General features: G+C 68.1%; 16 protein-coding genes. 11 read left to right on the top strand and 5 right to left on the bottom strand.

Features of this window, described 5'->3' with window-relative positions; genetic code table 11:
- Positions 1-5: 5 nt before the first annotated feature.
- Genes EZ313_RS16545 through EZ313_RS16530 form a run of 4 tightly spaced genes read left to right on the top strand, consistent with a single transcriptional unit; the run spans position 6 to position 4,663 of the window.
- A complete protein-coding gene (locus EZ313_RS16545; protein WP_135264372.1) occupies positions 6-1,316 on the top strand; it encodes a CaiB/BaiF CoA transferase family protein in 1,311 nt (436 codons plus the stop codon).
- Positions 1,313-2,506, top strand: coding sequence for a thiolase C-terminal domain-containing protein (locus tag EZ313_RS16540; RefSeq protein WP_135264371.1), 1,194 nt, complete (start codon positions 1,313-1,315; stop codon positions 2,504-2,506). Before EZ313_RS16545 ends, EZ313_RS16540 begins: the two co-directional genes overlap by 4 nt.
- A gap of 7 nt (positions 2,507-2,513) precedes the next feature.
- On the top strand, positions 2,514-2,960 hold the full coding sequence (locus EZ313_RS16535; RefSeq protein WP_135264370.1) for a Zn-ribbon domain-containing OB-fold protein: 447 nt from the start codon (positions 2,514-2,516) through the stop codon (positions 2,958-2,960).
- Positions 2,945-4,663, top strand: coding sequence for an FAD-dependent oxidoreductase (locus EZ313_RS16530; RefSeq protein WP_135264369.1), 1,719 nt, complete (start codon positions 2,945-2,947; stop codon positions 4,661-4,663). The genes EZ313_RS16535 and EZ313_RS16530 overlap by 16 nt, the downstream gene beginning before the upstream one ends.
- Positions 4,664-4,676: 13 nt before the next feature.
- On the opposite strand, the gene EZ313_RS16525 is transcribed toward EZ313_RS16530, so the two are convergent.
- The 5 genes from EZ313_RS16525 to EZ313_RS16505 are packed head-to-tail and all read right to left on the bottom strand — an operon-like array spanning position 4,677 to position 9,826.
- Entirely contained in the window at positions 4,677-5,450 is a 774-nt protein-coding gene (locus tag EZ313_RS16525) for an SDR family NAD(P)-dependent oxidoreductase (RefSeq protein ID WP_135264368.1), read from the bottom strand.
- A gap of 8 nt (positions 5,451-5,458) precedes the next feature.
- Positions 5,459-6,430, bottom strand: coding sequence for a Bug family tripartite tricarboxylate transporter substrate binding protein (locus tag EZ313_RS16520; RefSeq protein ID WP_240788674.1), 972 nt, complete (start codon positions 6,428-6,430; stop codon positions 5,459-5,461).
- A 46-nt stretch (positions 6,431-6,476) separates the two neighbouring features.
- Entirely contained in the window at positions 6,477-7,406 is a 930-nt protein-coding gene (locus EZ313_RS16515; RefSeq protein ID WP_135264367.1) for a PDR/VanB family oxidoreductase, read from the bottom strand.
- 10 nt (positions 7,407-7,416) lie between these two features.
- Complete coding sequence (locus EZ313_RS16510) at positions 7,417-8,736, bottom strand: Rieske 2Fe-2S domain-containing protein (RefSeq protein WP_205960412.1); 1,320 nt, start codon at positions 8,734-8,736, stop codon at positions 7,417-7,419.
- A 52-nt stretch (positions 8,737-8,788) separates the two neighbouring features.
- The gene (locus EZ313_RS16505; protein WP_135264366.1) at positions 8,789-9,826 is read right to left on the bottom strand and encodes an aromatic ring-hydroxylating oxygenase subunit alpha; all 1,038 of its coding nucleotides are present in this window, start codon (positions 9,824-9,826) and stop codon (positions 8,789-8,791) included.
- Between the two features lie 147 nt (positions 9,827-9,973).
- On the opposite strand from EZ313_RS16505, the gene EZ313_RS16500 reads away from it, so the two are divergent.
- The 7 genes from EZ313_RS16500 to EZ313_RS16470 all read left to right on the top strand — a co-directional run bounded on the left by EZ313_RS16500 (position 9,974) and on the right by EZ313_RS16470 (position 17,546).
- Positions 9,974-11,236, top strand: a complete 1,263-nt coding sequence (locus EZ313_RS16500; protein WP_205960411.1) for a LysR family transcriptional regulator — start codon at positions 9,974-9,976, stop codon at positions 11,234-11,236.
- A gap of 216 nt (positions 11,237-11,452) precedes the next feature.
- Positions 11,453-12,946, top strand: a complete 1,494-nt coding sequence (locus EZ313_RS16495) for an aldehyde dehydrogenase family protein (RefSeq protein WP_135264365.1) — start codon at positions 11,453-11,455, stop codon at positions 12,944-12,946.
- 39 nt (positions 12,947-12,985) lie between these two features.
- Complete coding sequence (locus EZ313_RS16490; protein WP_135264364.1) at positions 12,986-14,188, top strand: ABC transporter substrate-binding protein; 1,203 nt, start codon at positions 12,986-12,988, stop codon at positions 14,186-14,188.
- A 17-nt stretch (positions 14,189-14,205) separates the two neighbouring features.
- A complete protein-coding gene (locus EZ313_RS16485) occupies positions 14,206-15,078 on the top strand; it encodes a branched-chain amino acid ABC transporter permease (protein WP_135264363.1) in 873 nt (290 codons plus the stop codon).
- Positions 15,075-16,100 carry a branched-chain amino acid ABC transporter permease gene (locus EZ313_RS16480; RefSeq protein ID WP_135264362.1) on the top strand — a complete coding sequence of 342 codons (1,026 nt, stop codon included), beginning with the start codon at positions 15,075-15,077 and terminating at the stop codon, positions 16,098-16,100. Before EZ313_RS16485 ends, EZ313_RS16480 begins: the two co-directional genes overlap by 4 nt.
- Entirely contained in the window at positions 16,097-16,852 is a 756-nt protein-coding gene (locus EZ313_RS16475; protein ID WP_135264361.1) for an ABC transporter ATP-binding protein, read from the top strand. Before EZ313_RS16480 ends, EZ313_RS16475 begins: the two co-directional genes overlap by 4 nt.
- Positions 16,845-17,546: an ABC transporter ATP-binding protein gene (locus EZ313_RS16470; RefSeq protein ID WP_167772616.1), complete on the top strand. Its 702-nt coding sequence runs from the start codon at positions 16,845-16,847 to the stop codon at positions 17,544-17,546. The genes EZ313_RS16475 and EZ313_RS16470 overlap by 8 nt, the downstream gene beginning before the upstream one ends.
- The last annotated feature ends 25 nt before the right edge of the window (positions 17,547-17,571 follow it).

Raw genomic sequence — 17,571 nt, 5'->3', positions numbered from 1 at the left:
CACCGATGAGCCCCGACACTTCCCCGCTCGCTCGCGCGGCCGCCGAGTTCCCGCGCCACGAACCCCGCCCCCAAGGCGCGCCCACGGCGCTGCAGGGCATTCGCGTCGTCGACTTCACCCACTTCATCGCGGGCCCCCTGGCCACGATGATCCTGGCCGACATGGGCGCGGACGTCATCAAGGTCGAGTCGCCCGCGCGCGGCGACGAGCTGCGCTACTACCCGCCGGCGGTGCCGGGCTTGCAGTCGCAGGGCGGCCCCTTCGTCTGGAGCAACCGCAACAAGCGCAGTGTCGCGCTGGACCTCAAGTCCGCGGACGGCCTGGCGGTTGCACGCGACCTCATCGCGCAGGCCGATGTGGTGGTGGAGAACTTCTCCACCGGTGTGATGCAACGCTTCGGCCTGGACTGGGAGGCCTGCCGCAAGCTGAATCCACGTCTGGTCTACTGCTCGGTCTCTGCGTATGGCCGCGAAGGCCCGTTCGCCGACCGGCTGGGGTTCGACCCCGTGGTGCAGGCCGAGAGCGGCTTCGTCTCGATGAATGGCTACCCCGACCGCATGGGCGTGCGCGCTTCCTCGGCCGTCATGGACATCGGCACGGCCATGATGGTCTCGAACGCCATTCTCGGGGCCCTCGTCGCGCGTGAACGGCAAGGCGAAGGCCAGTTCGTCGAGGTCGGCCTGTTCGACACCGGCCTGCTGATGACCGGCTGGGCCACGATGCAGCACCTCGTCACCGGGATGGAGCCGCAGAGGAACGGCAACACCAGCCCGGACACCTGCCCTTCCGGCGTGTTCGAGGCCAGCGACAAACCGTTCTACATCAACTGCGGCAACGACAAGATCTACCAGCGGCTCGCCGCGCAGGTGCTGGAGCGGCCCGACCTCGCGAACGACCCCGTGCTGAAGGAACGCAACGGGCGGATCGAACGCAGGGATGAACTCTTCTACCACCTCAACGCCGAGTTCGGGCAGCACCCTTGGGCGTACTGGCAGGAGCGGATGCGGGCCGCGCAGATCCCTTGCGGACTGGTGCGCACCGTCGGCGAAGCGATCCGCTCGCCGGAGGCACAGGCCCGCAAGCTGGTGACGTCCATCGACCATCCCGAACTGGGCGCCGTCCCCAACATCGCGTCACCGATACGCTATGAGCGCACGCCCATCGCGGACCCGGTCCCGGCACCGTCGATCGGCCAGCACACGGCCGAAGTCCTGGCCGAGGTGCTGGGCTACGGCGCGCCGCGCATCGCCGAACTCGCCCGCGGTGGTGCGTTCGGCGAGCGGGTGCCCGCCGGCACGGAGCCGCCCGTCGCATGAACGCGCGCACGCTCCGGGGCAAGGTCGCCGTGGTCGGCATCGGTGAGACGACCTACTACAAGCACGGCCAGTCGCCCGACCCGGAGTTCAAGCTCGCGCTGAAGGCGATCCTCGCAGCGTGCAAGGACGCCGGCATCGAGCCGCGCCGCATCGATGGATTCGCTTCCTACAGCGACGACCGCAACGACGCCACGCGGCTGGCGGTGGCGCTGGGCCTGCCCCACCTGCGGTCCGCGACGATGCAGTGGGGCGGGGGCGGGGGCGGCTGCTGCGCGGCCGTGGCGAACGGCGCCGCTGCGATCGCGACCGGCCAGGCGGATTGCGTGGTGGTGTTCCGCTCGCTCAACCAGGGCCAGCATGGCCGCTTCGGGCAGGCTGCGGGCGCAGGGGCGGGTGCGGCCACGGTCAGTGGCGAGCGCTCCTATCTCGTGCCTTACGGCGTGATCTCGCCGCCGCAGCGCTTCGCGATGCGCGTGCAGCGCTACATGCACGAGCACGGCGTGCGCCAGGAAGCGCTGCGCGCGATCGCGATGGCGTCCTACCACCACGCGCAGAACAACCCGCGTGCGGTGATGCACGGCAAGCCGCTCGACGAAGCGAAGTACGACGCTTCGCGCTGGATCGTCGAGCCGTTCCACCTGTTCGACTGCTGCATGGAGAACGACGGCGCCGCCGCCCTGGTCCTGATGGACGCCGAGCGCGCGGCGGACTGCGCCCAGAAGCCGGTCTACCTGCTCGGCGCGGCGGCGGGATCGGGCTTGCGCTTCGGCAGCCATGCGCACAACTCGGCCGAGTACGCCTCGGCCAATTTCGGCGTCGTGGCCCCGGACCTGTACCGCATGGCCGGGCTTGGCCCGAAAGACGTCGGCGTGGTGCAGGCCTACGAGAACTTCACCGGCGGCGTGCTGATGGCGCTGGCGGAACACGGCTTCTTCGGACCGGAAGAAGCGAACGAATTCCTCCGGCTGGAGAACCTGGTCGCGCCGAGCGGTCGGTTGCCCCTGAACACCAGCGGCGGCAACCTGGCCGAGTGCTACATGCACGGCTTCGAGCTGCTGCTGGAAGCGGTGCGGCAGGTGCGCGGAACGTCGACCAACCAGGCGACGCGCAACGACGTCGCGCTCGTCGTCGGCGGGCCGATGGTGTCCCCCGTGAGCGACCTGCTGTTGGGGTCGAAGGCCGTCTTGTGAGCGGGCGATGAAGAACGAATCCTCCTATCTCCCCGCCGGCCTGCCGATTCCCGTGGCCGAGGCGGATGGACTCTCCGCGCCCTACTTGGCCGGCCTGCAGCAGGGACGACTGCTGGTGCAGCGCTGCACGCACTGCGGCTGCTGGCAATTCGGTCCCGAATGGATCTGCCACCAGTGCCATGCCTTCGACCCGGCTTGGGTGGAGGTGGCCCCCGAGGGACGCATCTACAGCTGGGAACGCGTGTGGCATCCGGTGCATCCGGCACTGAGGGAGCGCTGCCCCTACGTCGCCGTGCTGGTGGAGCTGCCACAGGCCGGCAACGTGCGCATGGTCGGCAACCTGCTGGGTGACCCGATGCAGGACGTGCGCATCGGGGCCGACGTGGTGGGCGTGTACGAGCACCATCCGGAGACGTCGCCGCCGCACTCGCTGCTGCAATGGCGACTGCGCTGAGCGGCAGCAACGACGAGTTCGACCTCGTCGTCGTGGGCGCCGGCGCGGGCGGCATGACCGCTGCGCTGGTCGCCGCGCTCGAAGGCCAGCGGGTGCTGCTGGCGGAGGCTTCCGACCAGGTCGGCGGAACGACCAGCACGTCCGCGGGCACGCTCTGGGTGCCAGGCAATCCACATGGCATCCGTGCCGGCCACCGCGATTCCGCGCAGCACGCCGCCATGTATCTCGAGGCGCTGATCGGGCCGGACGACGAGCGCGGCCGGCGCCGGGCCTTCCTCGACACCACGGCCGAAGCGCTCGAGTACCTGGAGCGGCGCAGCTCCGTGGTGTTCGCGAGCGCGGGCAAGCATCCAGACTACCTCTCCATCCCGGGCGCCGCCATCGCCGGCCGCGCCGTCGGGCCGCTGCCCTTCGACGGGCGAACGCTCGGCGAGGATTTCGTACGCATTCGTCCGCCTCTGCCCGAGTTCATGCTGCTGGGCGGGATGATGGTCGGCAAGGCGGACATCCAGGCGCTGATCCGCCGCTACCGCTCCTGGAGGGATTTCCTCCACAGCGCGAAGCTGGTGGCGCGATATGCATCGGACCGGCTGCGGCATCCCCGTGGCACCCGGCTGGTGATGGGCAACGCCCTGGTGGCACGCCTCTTCCAGAGCCTGCGGGCCTCGAAGGTGGATATCCGCTTCGGCTGGCGCCTGCGTGAGCTCGACCTGCGCGAGGGCCGTGTCGTCGGAGCTTCGTTCGTGGAGGAGGCCGGTGCCGTGCGCCAGGTCGCCGCGCGAGCAGGCGTGGTGCTCGCGACCGGCGGCGTCGGCCATGGCGCTTCGCTGCGTCGAGAACTGCACGAAGACGGCGATCGCATCTATTCGTTGGCGGCGCAGGACGTGCGCGGTGACGGCCTGCTCGCCGCGCGGCGTGTTGGCGCGAGCATCGAGACGCACAAGCTGGGCAACCTGTTCTGGCAGCCGGTCTCGGTGGTGCCCAACGCTTCCGGCAGGAGCGGTCTCTTCCCACACCTGTTCCTCGACCGGGCCAAGCCAGGGCTGATCGCAGTCAATGCCCAGGGCCGCCGGTTCGTGGACGAATCCGCTTCGTACCATCATTTCGTCGAGGGGCTGCTGCCGCAGGGGCGCGGCTGGCTGGTCTGCGACGCGGAGTTCGTGCGCCGCTATGGCCTCGGCGTGATCCCGCCGGGCACGCAGGTGCCGGGTCGCTGGGCACGCACCGGGTACATCGCGTGCGAACCCAGCCTGGATGCGTTGGCGCGCCGCGCCGGCATCGACGCGAACGGGTTGGCGCAGACAGTCGAGCGAATGAACGGCTTCGCGGCCACCGGCCGCGACCTCGACTTCGGCAAGGGTGAGTCCGAGGTGGGCCGGTTCAACGGCGATCCGGAGCACGCGCCGAATCCCTGCCTCGGGCCCATCGTCACGCCACCGTTCTGTGCGCTGGAAGTCCACGCGGCGGATGCCGCATCGAGTGCGGGCCTGGCCACGGATCGGGACGGACGGGTGCTGCGTGCCGATGGTGCGCCGATCCCGGGGCTCTACGCCTGCGGCAATGACGCCGCTTCCATCATGCAGGGCACCTACCCGGGTCCCGGCACTACGCTCGGGCCGGCGATCGTGTTCGGCTACCGCATCGGACGCAACGTGGCACGCGAGCAGGTCGACTCGCGCGGGCGCGGCCTGAGCGCGAGCTGAGCCCGCGCGCTTCTCAGCGCATGAAGAGCCCGCCGTTCAGGTCCAGCGTCGCGCCGACGAAGAATCCGCCCTGGTCCGAAGCCAGCAGGGCCGCGGCGGCTGCGATCTCCGAGGCCTCGCCGAAGCGGCCGATCGGGACCAGCTTCTCGACTCGCGCGATCTGCTCGTCCGACAGGCGGCCCTTTGCCGTCGAGATCGGCCCCGGGGAGATCGCGTTCACCGTCACGCCCGAGCCGGCCAGCTGCTGCGCGAAGTACTTCGACAGCATGGTGGCCCCCGCCTTCGCGGCCGCATAGTGGGCCGAGGCCACGGTGCCTCCGTTCTGTCCCGCCAGCGAGGTCACGTTCACGATGCGTCCCCAGCCGTTCGCGCGCATGTGCTCGGAGAACACCTGGCAGCTGAGGAACACGCTCTTCATGTTGATCGAGACGATGTCGTCGAATTCCTCCGGCGTGATCTCCTGGACCGGCGTGCGCTTGGCGTAGCCGGCGTTGTTGATCACGATGTCGGTCCGGCCCCAGGCCGCCGCGATCCGGTCGCGGGCGGACTCGAACGCTTCCTTGCGGCGCACGTCCAGGGTGAGCGGCATGGCGCTCGCGCCGGAATCGTCCAGGGCATTTGCGACCCGCCGTGCAGCGTCTCCGTCGACATCGCTCACGGCGACTCGGGCGCCTGACGCATGGAACAGGCGTGCGATCTCCTCGCCCACGCCCCGGCCGGCGCCGGTGACCAGCACCGACTGGCCGTTGAAATCAAAGCTCACGCTGCTCTTCTTCGTCGTCGACATGGTCGGCCTCATAGCTTGATGTTGTTCCTGGTGATGACAGGTTGCCACTGGCGGATCTCGCTCTGGATCAGCGCCTCGAGTTCTTGCGGCGTGCTGCTGCGGGGCTCGGCCATCTTGGCTTCGATCAGCTTGCGCACGTCGGGGCGCGCGACAGCCGTGGCGATCACCTCGTGCAGGCGCTTGACGATCGCGTCCGGGGTGCCTTTCGGGGCGAGCATGCCGAACCAGGCATTGCTCTCGAAGCCGGGGATGAACTCGGCGATCGCGGGCACGTCTGGCATCCAGCTCACGCGCTTGGGTGTGGCCACCGCCAGGTAGCGGGCCTTGCCCGAAGCCACCATGGCGGTGCCATCGAGCGGGTTCACCCATCCGGTTTCGACCTCGCCGCTGAGGATCGCGCCGCCCAGCGCGCCGCCACCGCTGTACGGCACGTGCTGCACGCTCAGGCCGCCGGCCTCGTTGAGGTACTCGCCCGTCAGGTGGGCCATGGAACCGATGCCCACCGAGCCGTAGTTGATCTGCACGCCCGGCTTCTTCGCGTAAGCGAGGAACTCCTTGAAATCGCGGACCGGCAGCTTGTTCGAGGCGACCAGCGCCAGCGGCACCATGGCCACCGTGGAGATCGGCCGGAAATCCTTCTGCACGTCGTACGGCAGCTTGCGCAGGAGGGACGCCACGGCGCTCGGCCCGGAATTGCCGAACACCAGCGTGTAGCCGTCCGGCGCGGCGCGCGCGACGATCTCCGCACCGATGGCACCGCCCGCGCCGGCCTTGTTGTCGATCACGACGGGCTGGCCGAGGGCCTCGGACATCGGTTGCTGGATGGCGCGGGCGAGCTGGTCCGTGCTGCCGCCGGCGGAGAACGGCACTACCAGGCGGATCGGTCGGCTGGGCCAGGTATCGGCCGCCGCCGCGAACGAGAGGGCGGCGCCGATGGCCACGGTGGCGAGGCGCAAGGCGCCGCGACGCGAGAGATTCATGTCGTGTCCAGTCAGGTGAAATGGCGGGGCGCCGGTCGGCCCGCGCCTAGAGGTCCAGCGTGAGCGAAGTGGTGCGGGCCCCGGAGCAGCACGCCATCACGGCGTTGTTGGCATCCCTTTCCGCCTGGGTGAGGAACTGGTCACGGTGGTCGGGCACGCCATCGACCACGGGCACGCGGCAACTGCCGCAGACCCCTTCGAAACAGGCGAAGCCGACGTCGACACCGGCGCCAAGCAGCGCGTCGAGCATGGATTCACCGGAAGCGACTTCGATCACCTTTCCGCTGCGCTTGAGCTGCAGCGTGTAGCCGCCGTCGCGGGCGAGCTCGGTATCGGCCGAGAAGTATTCGTAGTGCATCCGGTCGCCCAGCGGGCCGCCGTGCTCACGGAAGGCGGTGAGCATGCCGGCAGGGCCGCAGCAATACACGTGCGAGTCCGCCGGTGCCGAGGCGATCAGCGCCTTCAGGTCCAGGCGAGGCGTCTCCGGTTCGTCGTCGATGGTGACCTGCACGTTGTGCAGCCCTTCCAGGCGCTCCAGGAACGCGGCGCGGTTGCGGCTGCGCACCGCGTAGTGCATCTCCCAGGAGCGGCCCAGGCTCTCCAGCCGGGCCATCATCGACAGCATGGGCGTGATGCCGATCCCGCCGGCGATGAGGATGGAATGGCGCGCGTCTTCCTTGAGTGGGAAGAGGTTGCGGGGCTCCGACACCTCGATCACCTGGCCCGTGCGCCAGTGCTCGTGGATGTGCTGCGAGCCGCCGCGGCTCTCGGGATCGAGCTGCACGCCGATCTCGTACACATCCTGCTGCGAGGGATTGTTCAGAAGCGAATAACTGCGCTTCATGCCCGGCTGCAGCGTCACGTCGATATGAGCTCCCGCCGTGAACGCGGGGAAGTGCGAGCCCCGCAGCGGCTCCAGCCGGAAGCCGAGGATGTGGTCGGCCTCCCAGCGGATGGAGCGGATCCTGGCTTGCATGGTCGCGTCCTCAGGCCTCGGCCACGGCCTTGGCCTCGGGCTTCCAGCGCACAGCTTTCTCGAGCTGCTCGCGGTAGGCGTCGTCCAGCGACACCTTCGGGTCGTGCAGGAACGAGCCGGCGCGGGCACCCATGAAGACGTCAGGCTGGTGGGCGCCGGGCGGCAGCACGCCCTTGTCGCGCCAGGCGCGGGCGGCCATCAGCACGATGCGGCGGGTGCGCGCGATCATCTGGTCGGTAGGCGCCAGGTGCTCGTGGGCGTGGTCGGTGATCGGCCCCATGCTCTCGGTCACGGCCTGGTCCTGGATGGTGATGTTGGGGATGCCGGTGTACTGCGTCCCGTTGCGCTGCGACTCGCGGTCGAGGCCCCAGTCGTTGTGCTGGCGGTCCCGGCAGCGCCAGCGGCCGTACCAGTCCGTGGTGTTGGGCTCGTAGACGAACTTCTCGTACAGCGGCTCGCCCGTCTTGCGCTTGGAGATGTAGGCCGGGTTGCCTTCGTCGATGCCGCCGGAAATGTCGAACAGCATGCTGTGCTCGTCGTCCATCGGCACCCAGGCGCGTGCGATGGCGCGTGTCGAGAAGCGCGCGTTGGGGGTCTGCGTCCAGAACGGGAACATGAAGTGCGCGACACGCCAGGACATGTTGCCGTCGTCGTTCGGACGGAAGCCGCCATACATGGCACCCCAGTCGGTGCTGCGCACCTCGTACTCGGGCGTGCGGTTGACCACCGTCGGCCGCATCGGATGGTCTTCGTCCAGGTCTTCGGGCGAGAGCATGCCCACGTGCAGGAAGCCCACGTGCGAGGTGTCGATGTCGCCTTCAAGCGCCTGCAGCCAGTTGCATTCGCGTTGCAGGCACCAGATCTCGTTGTCCGGGATCAGGTTGGCCTCGATGTTCGGCAGCGGGGGAGGGGAGGCCTGCTGCCTGCCCATGTACACCCAGACCAGGCCGTTGCGCTCCGCGGTGCGGTAGGCCTTGGCGTGCACCTTGTCCTTGAAGTCCTGGCGCACCGGTACGTTGGGCATGTCGACGCAGCGCCCGGAGACGTCGAACTTCCAGCCGTGGTACACGCAGCGGATCCCGCTTTCCTCGTTGCGGCCCAGGAACAGCGACGCGCAGCGGTGCGGGCAGCGGTGGTCCAGGATGCCGACCCGGCCTTCCGAGTCACGGAAGGCGATCAGCTTCTCGCCCAGCAGCATGAGGCGTACCGGTTCGCCGTCGGCCTTCACCTCGGAAGACAGGGCCGCCGGCATCCAGTACTGCCGCATGAATTCGCCCATCACCGTGCCGGGCCCCACGCGCGTCAGGTCGACGCTGTCTTCGTGCTTCATCTTGTCTTCCTCGGGAGTTGCGGTGTTCGCCGCATGTAGGTGTGTGGTGGTGCTAGACGGTCGCTGCCGTCTCGCTCTTCTTCATGTCCTGCAGCAGCATGCGGGCGCGGTTGACCGCACCATCGCTGGCGATGCCCAGGAAGCGCATGTCAGGCGTGTCGCTGATGCGGCGCTGCTGGGCTTCCAGCGCGCGTTCGTCTTCACAGATCGTCTCGTAGAACTGATCGAACAGCACATCGGGCACCCCTGCCTCGCGGGGCGCGTTCGTGCAGATGGTCCAGATGTAGTGCGTGGTGGTCTCCGTCTCCGGCGTGACCCCGTGGATGTTCACCAGCACGAAGCCGTTGTCTCGGCGGCCTTCGTAAGCCCCGGTACCGACATCGCAGGCGCCCGCGTTCACGCGCAGGACGTTGCCGTTGCCCGGCTGGTATTCCACCTGCTGCCAGCGGTCGACCTTGCCCTTGAAGCCCCCCGCGGCGATGTACGTCTTGGGTGGCACCGAGTCCGGCATCTTGCGCAGGAGCGTGACCTTGCTGCCATCGAACTCCACGCTCACGTTCGCGCTGAAATGCGTCTGGGGGTTGCCTCCGATCGTGTTGGCGTGGATGTAGGCCACATGCGTGAGGTCCAGGATGTTGTCCACCAGCAGTTGCCAGTTGGACTTCACGTGCATGTAGTAAGGCCGCCAGCTCCAGGCCGGATCGCGGTGCTCCGGATTGCTGATGATCAGGGTGGTATCGGCCTTTTCCGGCTCGCCCATCCAGATCCAGATGAAGTCGTCACGCTCGCACACGGGATACGAGCGAACGCCGGCGGCCGCCGGAATGCGATCCTGGCCGGGGATGCGGGCGCAGGCGCCGGTCGGGCCGAACTCGAGCCCGTGGTAGGGGCAGCGGATGATCTCGCCGTCCACATGCCCTTCGCTCAGGGGCATCGCCCGGTGGCTGCAGCGGTCCATCAGCGCGCCGAGGACACCGGACTGCGTGCGGAACAGCACCACCGGTTCGTTGAGAAAGCGGCGGGCGAGGCACTTGCCCGGCTTGACGTCGGCCGAGTAGCCGGCCACGTACCACATGTTGCGCACGAACATCCTGTCTCCTGGTTCGTCTTCGAATCGGCGGCGATGTTAGGAGCGGACACCCGCGACGCGGATTCAAAGCGGCCGTGCCGCATTCAAGAACCGGAAGTCTCGCGGCCCCTGTCTTATAGTGGCCGCTGAACAGCGCAAACCCGAAAAATGGAAGAGCCGCAGCGCGAGTCGACTCCCGCCAACGGCGGGATGACGACGGCGTACCAGCTGAACCTGCGGCACCTGCGGGGGCTGCTGGCCGTGCACGAGCAGGGCAGCATCAGCGCGGCGGCGTCGGCGGTAAGCCTCAGTCAGCCGGCACTCACCCAAGGCATCCTGAAGCTGGAGCACCAGCTCGGCGAGGTGCTGTTCGAACGCCGCTCCGATGGGATCGTGCCCACCGCCGCCGGCGAGCTCGTGCTCGAGCGGGCGGAGGCGAGCATGCGGCACCTGGCAGCCGGCGGACGCCTGATCGCAGGTGCGGGCTTCGAGCCGGACCGTCGCCTGACGATGACCCAGCTGCGCGCCTTTCTCGGGCTCTTCAAGGCCGGCAGCTTCGCAGCCGCGGCCACGGAACTCGGTCTCTCGCAGGCAGCGGTGCACCGTGCCGTGCGTGAGCTGGAAGACGCGGTCGGGCGCAAGCTCGTGGAGCGCCGCGGCCGCGGCGTCCACATCAACTTCGGCGGCCGTCGCTTCGCTCGCAGCTGCCGGCTGGCCGTGGCCGAGCTCGAGGCCGCGCTGTCGGAGCTTGGCCTCGACCCGCACAACCCCACGATCTCGATCGGCACCACTCCCCTGGCGCGAGCCTTCCTGGTACCCGAGGCCATGTCATTGATGGTGGCCGAGCGCTTCCCGGCCGGCTTCCGGGTGCTGGAGGGGAGCTGGGGCGAACTGGTGGAGTCCTTGCGCGACGGCCTGATCGACCTGATCGTGGGCGAGCTGCCGACGGAGGCGATCCCGGACCTCGCGACGACAGCTTTCTACGCCGAGGCCCCGGTGATCGTCGCCGGACGGCAGCACGACCTCGTGGGTCAGCAGAACCCGTCAAAGGAGAAGCTGGCGGCGTATCCATGGATCATCGCGCCAGAGACTTCGCCGCTGCGGGCCGAATGGGAGCGCCTGTTCCCCAAGCGCCGGCCCGCGGTGCCGGTCGAGTGCGGCTCGATCATGATCATCGGCCGCCTGCTGACGAGCAGCGACATGCTCACGCTGGCCATGCCGGACCAGGTCGCGCTGCAGATCCGCAGCGGGCTCCTCGCGCGCATCGGCGAGCCGCTCACCGGCAGCATGCCGACGATCGGGGCGACGATGCGGCAGAGCTGGCGCCCGACGCGGGCGCAAAGGCGCTTCCTGGAGTTGCTGCGCCACGCCGCGGAAGGGCTGGGCGCCGATGCCAGCCACAAGCCACTGATCGAGTCCCGCTGGGTCTGAACGCGCCATCCCGGCGCGATCGGCCCGGTCCGCTCCGGACTTCAAACTTCCGGTTTCTGAATAGCCCGCCGACCTTTTGAATTCAATGGTTGGTCCAATGGGCTACATTGGCCCTACCAAGAGAACCGGTCCGCAGCGGCCGCGGCAGGAGACAAGCAAGTGAACGCGGCGGCACGCAGAGCCGCCGAGCCAGCCGGCAATCCCGGAGCCATCCCCATGCAAGACACGACCCAGCGGCCGCTTCCGGCCTTTCTCGGCCAGGGCCCCAGGCTCCTGTTCATCAATGGCAAGCATGTGCCGGCCCGGTCCGGCAAGACCTTCCAGACGATCAACCCTGCAACGGGCAAGGTGCTGGCCGAGGTGGCGCAAGCCGGCGCCGAGGACGTCGACATCGCCGTCAAGGCAGCGCGTCGCGCGTTCGAAGGTCCCTGGAGCAAGTGGCGGCCGGCGGAGCGGCAAGCCGCGATGCTCCGGCTGGCCGAGCTGGTCGAGCGCAACTATGACGAGCTCGCGCTGCTGGACACGCTCGACCTCGGCGCGCCGATCTCGCGCACGACCCTGGGCCGAAAGCGCGCAGGGGCGCTCCTGCGCTACTACTCGGGCCTCGCGACCTCCACCCATGGCGAAACGATCGAGAGCTCGTTCATGCCGCACGACTCGCTCACGTACACGCTCAAGGAGCCGGTGGGCGTCGTGGGCGCGATCAATCCCTGGAACGGCCCGATCGGAATGGCGATCTGGAAGCTGTGCCCGGTGCTGGCTTCCGGCTGCACGGTGGTGCTCAAGCCCGCTGAACAGGCGCCGCTCTCGCCCCTGCGGCTGGCGGAGCTGTGCATGGAAGCCGGCATTCCCGAAGGCGTGGTGAACGTGGTCACCGGCCTCGGTGACGCCGGAGCCGCGCTGGCCGAGCATCCCGGTGTCGACAAGGTCGCCTTCACCGGGTCCACCGAAGTGGGCCGCAAGATCGTGCGCGCCTCGGCAGGCAACCTCAAGCGGCTGTCGATGGAACTGGGCGGCAAGTCCGCCAACATCGTCTTCGCCGATGCCGACCTGGACCAGGCTGTGCCCGGCGCCGCGATGGCCGTCTACATGAACTCCGGCCAGATCTGCAGCGCCGGCACCCGGCTCTTCGTGCAGCGCCCGATCTACGACGAGTTCGTCCAGCGCGTCGCGGACTTCGCAAAGAAGCTGCGTGTCGGCGATCCGCTGGACCCCGAGACGCAGATGGGCCCCTTGGTGTCGGCCGAGCAACTCGACCGGGTCTGCAGCTACATGCAACTGGGCAAGGAGCAGGGCGCACGTGCGCTCGCGGGCGGTGCTCGCCTGACGGATGGGCCCCTCGCCAACGGCTTCTTCGTGCCCCCGACGCTGTTCGCCGACGTTCGCGACGACATGCGCATCGCACGCGAAGAGATCTTCGGTCCCGTCGTGGCAGCGCTGCCCTTCGACACCGTCGAGGAAGCGATCACACGAGGCAATGACAGCGAGTACGGCCTCGGTGGCGGCGTCTGGACGCGCGACCTCAACACGGCGCACCGCATCGCCAAGGGCCTGCGCACCGGAACCGTGTGGGTCAACTGCTACCAGGTGCTCGATCCCGCCGTTCCGTTCGGCGGCTTCAAGCAGAGCGGATTCGGTCGCGAGTCCGGCAACGAGCACATGCACGAGTACTTCGAGACCAAGGCGGTCATGGTCAAGTTCGACCAATAAGCCGCGCTTCTTCGTTCCCTTTCTTCCGCTGGAGACAACATGAGCCAAACCCTGAAATCCGTGTCCCGCCTGCGGCGCCTCGCCGCTGCCAGCCTGGTGCTCGCCGCCGCGTCCGCTTCGGCAGCCGAAGACCTGAAAGTCGGCACCGTCCTGTCGTTCTCCCAGGTGATGGGTGTGTACGGCAACGCGATCCTCGATGGCATGAACCTGGCGATCGAGGAAGCGGGCGGGCAGGTCGCCGGCCGCAAGATCGTGATCGTCAAGGAAGACGACAAGAACGATCCCAAGGTGGCGCTGCAGCTGGTGCGCCGCTACATCAAGGACGACAAGGTCAATTTCCTGGTCGGCCCGGTGGCTTCGCACGTGGCGGCGGCCATCCGCGACGAGGTGCACAACTCCAAGACTTTCCTGCTGATCGCAAACGCCGGCAACGATGAACTTACGCGGGAGCTGTGCAGCCCCTACGTGGTCCGCACGTCGTTCTCCAACTGGCAATGGAACTACCCGATGGGCGAATACGCGGCCGCCAACCTCGGCAAGCGCGCAGCCATCGTGGCGTCGAACTACGTGGCGGGCAAGCAGATGGGCGGCGCGTTCGCCGATGGTTTCAAGAAGGGCGGGGGCACCATCGTCGACGAGCAGTGGCCCGCCATGGGAACGGCGGACTTCGCGAGCGTGATGACCAAGCTGCGCGGCATGAACGACAAGCTGGACGTGGTCTGGAGCTTCATCCCCGGCAGCGGAACGGTCAACTTCATCAACCAGTATGCGCAGGCCAAGCTCAAGCCGCAGCAGGTCGGCCCCCAGAGCAACGCCGATGAATTCTTCTTCGACGCGCTGAAGGACAGCGCGGTCGGTGTGATCGGCTCCGGCCAGTACGTGCAAAGCATGAATACGCCGCGCAACCAGGCTTTCGTGGCGGCGTACAAGAAAAAGTACAACCGCCTGCCGACCGCCGTGGACGTGGGCGGGTACGACTCGATGCGCCTGATCATCGACGCGGTGAAGCGGCTCAACGGCAACACTTCGGACAAGAAGGCCGTCCGGCAGGCGATGGTCGCGGCGGAGATCGACAGCCCGCGCGGCTACTTCAAGATCGACGCGAAGGACGGCAACGTCGTCCAGAACATCTACATCACGAAGGTGGTCAAGCGCCAGGATGGCTCGTACGGCCACGAGGTCCTCAAGACCGCTGACAAGGTCCGCGACCCGGACACCTCCTGCAAGCTGAACTGGGACTGAGAGCAGGGATCGCGCGGATGAACACCGCAAGCCTCATCGAGTACGTCGTCAACGGGCTGCAGGCGGGGCTGCTGCTGTTCGTCATCTCCGCCGGCCTGACACTGAGCTTCGGCCTCATGCGGGTCGTCAACCTGGCGCACGGCTCGTTCTACATGCTCGGTGCCTTCGCCGGCCTGACGGTGGCCCAGCGCACCGGTTCCTTCGCGCTGGGTGCGGTCGTCGCGATCGTCGCGGCCGCGTTGACGGGCTGGCTCATCGAACGCACGCTGTTCCGCAGGCTCTATCCGCGCGGCCCGTTCTCCCAGATGCTCGTCTCCTTCGGCCTGATCTTCGTGTTCGACGAGCTGGTTCGCATCATCTGGGGCGGAGAGATCCGCAGCCTGCCCCGGCCGGAGGCGTTGAGCAGCTCCTACGAGTGGCTGGGTGCGAGCATCGAAGGCTATCGCCTCTTCCTGATCGGGTTCGGCATCCTGGTCAGCGCGGGCTTGTTCCTCGGCCTGGTGCGTACGCCGCTGGGCACCGCGGTCCGCGCAGCCGTGGACGATCGCGAAGCCTCGGAGCTGCTTGGCATGAAGGTGACCACGCTGTTCAGCCTGGTGTTCCTCGCCGGCGCAGGCCTGGCCGGCGCCGCGGGCTATGTCGCCATTCCGATCGTCAATGCGTTCCCCGGCATGGGTGACGACGTACTGGTCTCCTGCCTTGTGGTCGTCGTGATCGGCGGACTCGGCTCCGTCTTCGGCTCGCTGCTGGCCAGCCTGCTGATCGGCTACGCGCTGACCGTGGGACAGGTGCTCGTGGCGGGCTACGCGCCGGCCGTGATGTACGCGGTGCTGACGCTGGTCCTGCTGATGCGCCCGCATGGCCTGCTCGGAAAGGTGGAAGGCACATGAGCGCGTTCGTCAACGCCGCGCACATGCGCTGGGTCGTGCTGCTCCTGACAGCGGTGGCGCTGCTCTCCGTGCCGTTCTTCGCGGTCGGCTCGGGCACCGAGTTCACCGCCGACATCCTGATCTTCGCGATCATGGCGATCGGCCTGTACGTGCAGATCGGCTTGCTCGGGCTGGTCAACTTCGGCTTCAGTGCCTTCTTCGGGCTGGGCGGCTACCTCGGCGCGCTGCTGCTGATGCGGCTGTCGCCCTCGTTGCTGCCCTCGCTGGCGCTCACGGTCCTGGCGACCGCGGTGGTGGCTGGCGTCTTCGGCTGGATCGCACTCAAGACGCGGGAGATCGCCTTCACGATGATCACGCTGACGTTCGCACAGCTGCTCTACGTGCTGGCGGTTGCCGACGACAAATGGACCGGCGGCGTCAACGGTCTGAGCGGTGTGCCGCGGCCAAAGCTGCCCGGCTTCATCGCCGAGCCTCTCGGACTGACCCTCCGCGGCGATGCCGGCTTCTACTACTTCGTGCTCGTCATGTTCGCCCTGGTCGTCTGGTTCGTCCACACGCTGTCGCGCTCCCGGCTCGGGGCTGTGTTCGCAGGCATCCGCGAGAACGAGGAGCGCATGACGGTGCTGGGGTACTCGACGCAGCACTACAAGCTAGCGGGCTTCGTCATCTCGGGCGCGATCGGTGGCCTGGCCGGCTACCTGAATGCGACGCTGTTCGGCTTCATCGGCCCCGGCTCGTTGTTCTGGACGGTGTCGGGGGAAGCCATCCTGATGGTGATCCTGGGCGGTGCCAGTTCGCTGCTGGGACCGATCGTCGGCGCGGCCGTCTATGTGGGCATCTCGCATTACGCGGTCGCCTACACGGACCACTGGCGGCTGTTCGTCGGATTGGCGTTCATCGCACTGGTGCTGTTCGCCCCGGACGGCGTGGTGAGGATCCTGCGCGACCGCCTGCGGCTGCCGATCGGCAGGAAGACCGCGGAGCGCAAGAAAGTCGTGAGCGGCAAGGAACACGCGGCATGAACCACGCGATCGAACTCAAGGGCGTGACCAAGCGGTTCGGCGACTTCGGCGCCGTCAACGGGGTCGACCTGGCGGTGCCGCAGGCGCAGCGCTGTGCCTTGCTGGGTCCCAATGGCGCGGGCAAGACCACGCTGCTGAACCTGATCAGCGGCCGGCTGTCGCTCAGTGACGGCGAGATCCGGCTCAAGGGCCATGACGTGAGCCGGGCCAGTGCCCGCCGGCGCGCGCAACTGGGCGTCGGCCGCAGTTTCCAGAAGACCAACATCTTCCCCCAGCTCACCTTGCTGGAGAACGTGCGGCTGGGCGTGCAGAACCGCGAAGGCCGCAGGAACTGGAATCCGTGGAGGGCCGCCGATGGCGACGCGGCCCTGAACGAAACGGCCGCCCGCTGGCTGCGGCAGGTGAACATCCGCAGATCGCACGACGCGCGGGCGAGCGCACTTTCCTACGGCGAGCAGCGGCAGCTGGAACTCGCGATCACGCTGGCCACCGAGCCGCAGATCGTCCTACTCGATGAACCGACAGCGGGGATGAGCCATTCCGAGACCGCCGTGATCCTGGAGCTGATGGCCAAGCTGCTGGAGGGCCTGACGGTGGTGATCGTGGAGCACGACCTGAGCGTCGTGGACCGCATCGCGCACCGCGTGGTCGTGATGGAGCGCGGCGGCGTGATCTGCGACGGCACGCCCGCCGAAGTGAAGGCCGACACCCGGGTGCAGAGCGCGTACCTGAAGGGAGCGCATCGTGCTTGAGATCCGCAACCTCAGTGCCGGCTACTCGCAGTTCGGCGTGCTTGACAACGTCAGCCTCGAACTGGCGGAAGGCGGATTCCTCGGCATCCTGGGGCGCAACGGCGTGGGCAAGACGACGCTGCTGAAGTCGATCGCGGGGCCGGTGCGGCCGGTCTCGGGCGAAGTCCTCTTCGGCGGCGAGAACGTAGTGGGCTGGAGCACCTCCGATATCGCGCGCGCCGGGCTGGCGCTGGTGCTGGACCGCAAGGGCATCTTCCGAAGCCTCACGGTGCTGGAGAACCTGCGGCTGGCGGCGCGCCTGCACAAGGACAAGGAGCAGCGCTGGACGGTCGACGACGTGCTCCAGATGTTCCCGCGCCTCTCGGAGCGCTCCAAGGCGCCCGGAGGCGGGCTGTCCGGCGGCGAGCAGCAGATGCTTGCCATCGCGCGGGCGCTCCTCTGCCAGCCGCGGCTGCTGCTGCTGGACGAGCCCACGGAAGGCCTGGCCCCCAAGATCGTCGACGAAGTCGTCGACCTGCTGCAGCGCCTGCGCAAGAGCGGGCTCACGGCCATCGTCGTGGACCAGCGCCTCGAGACGGTGTTCGACACCTGCGACGAGGTGATCGTCATGAGCCGGGGCACGCCCGCCCTGCGCAGCACCTCCACCGAACTGCGGCAGCGGCCCGAGGTGCTGGAAGAGCACCTGGGCGTCTGAGCGCCCCCAACCCACCGGCAGGACT

Origin of the sequence: Ramlibacter henchirensis, assembly GCF_004682015.1 — a bacterium.
Classification (GTDB): Bacteria; Pseudomonadota; Gammaproteobacteria; order Burkholderiales; family Burkholderiaceae_C; genus Ramlibacter; species Ramlibacter henchirensis.
This window is presented reverse-complemented; position numbering and strand designations above follow the sequence as displayed.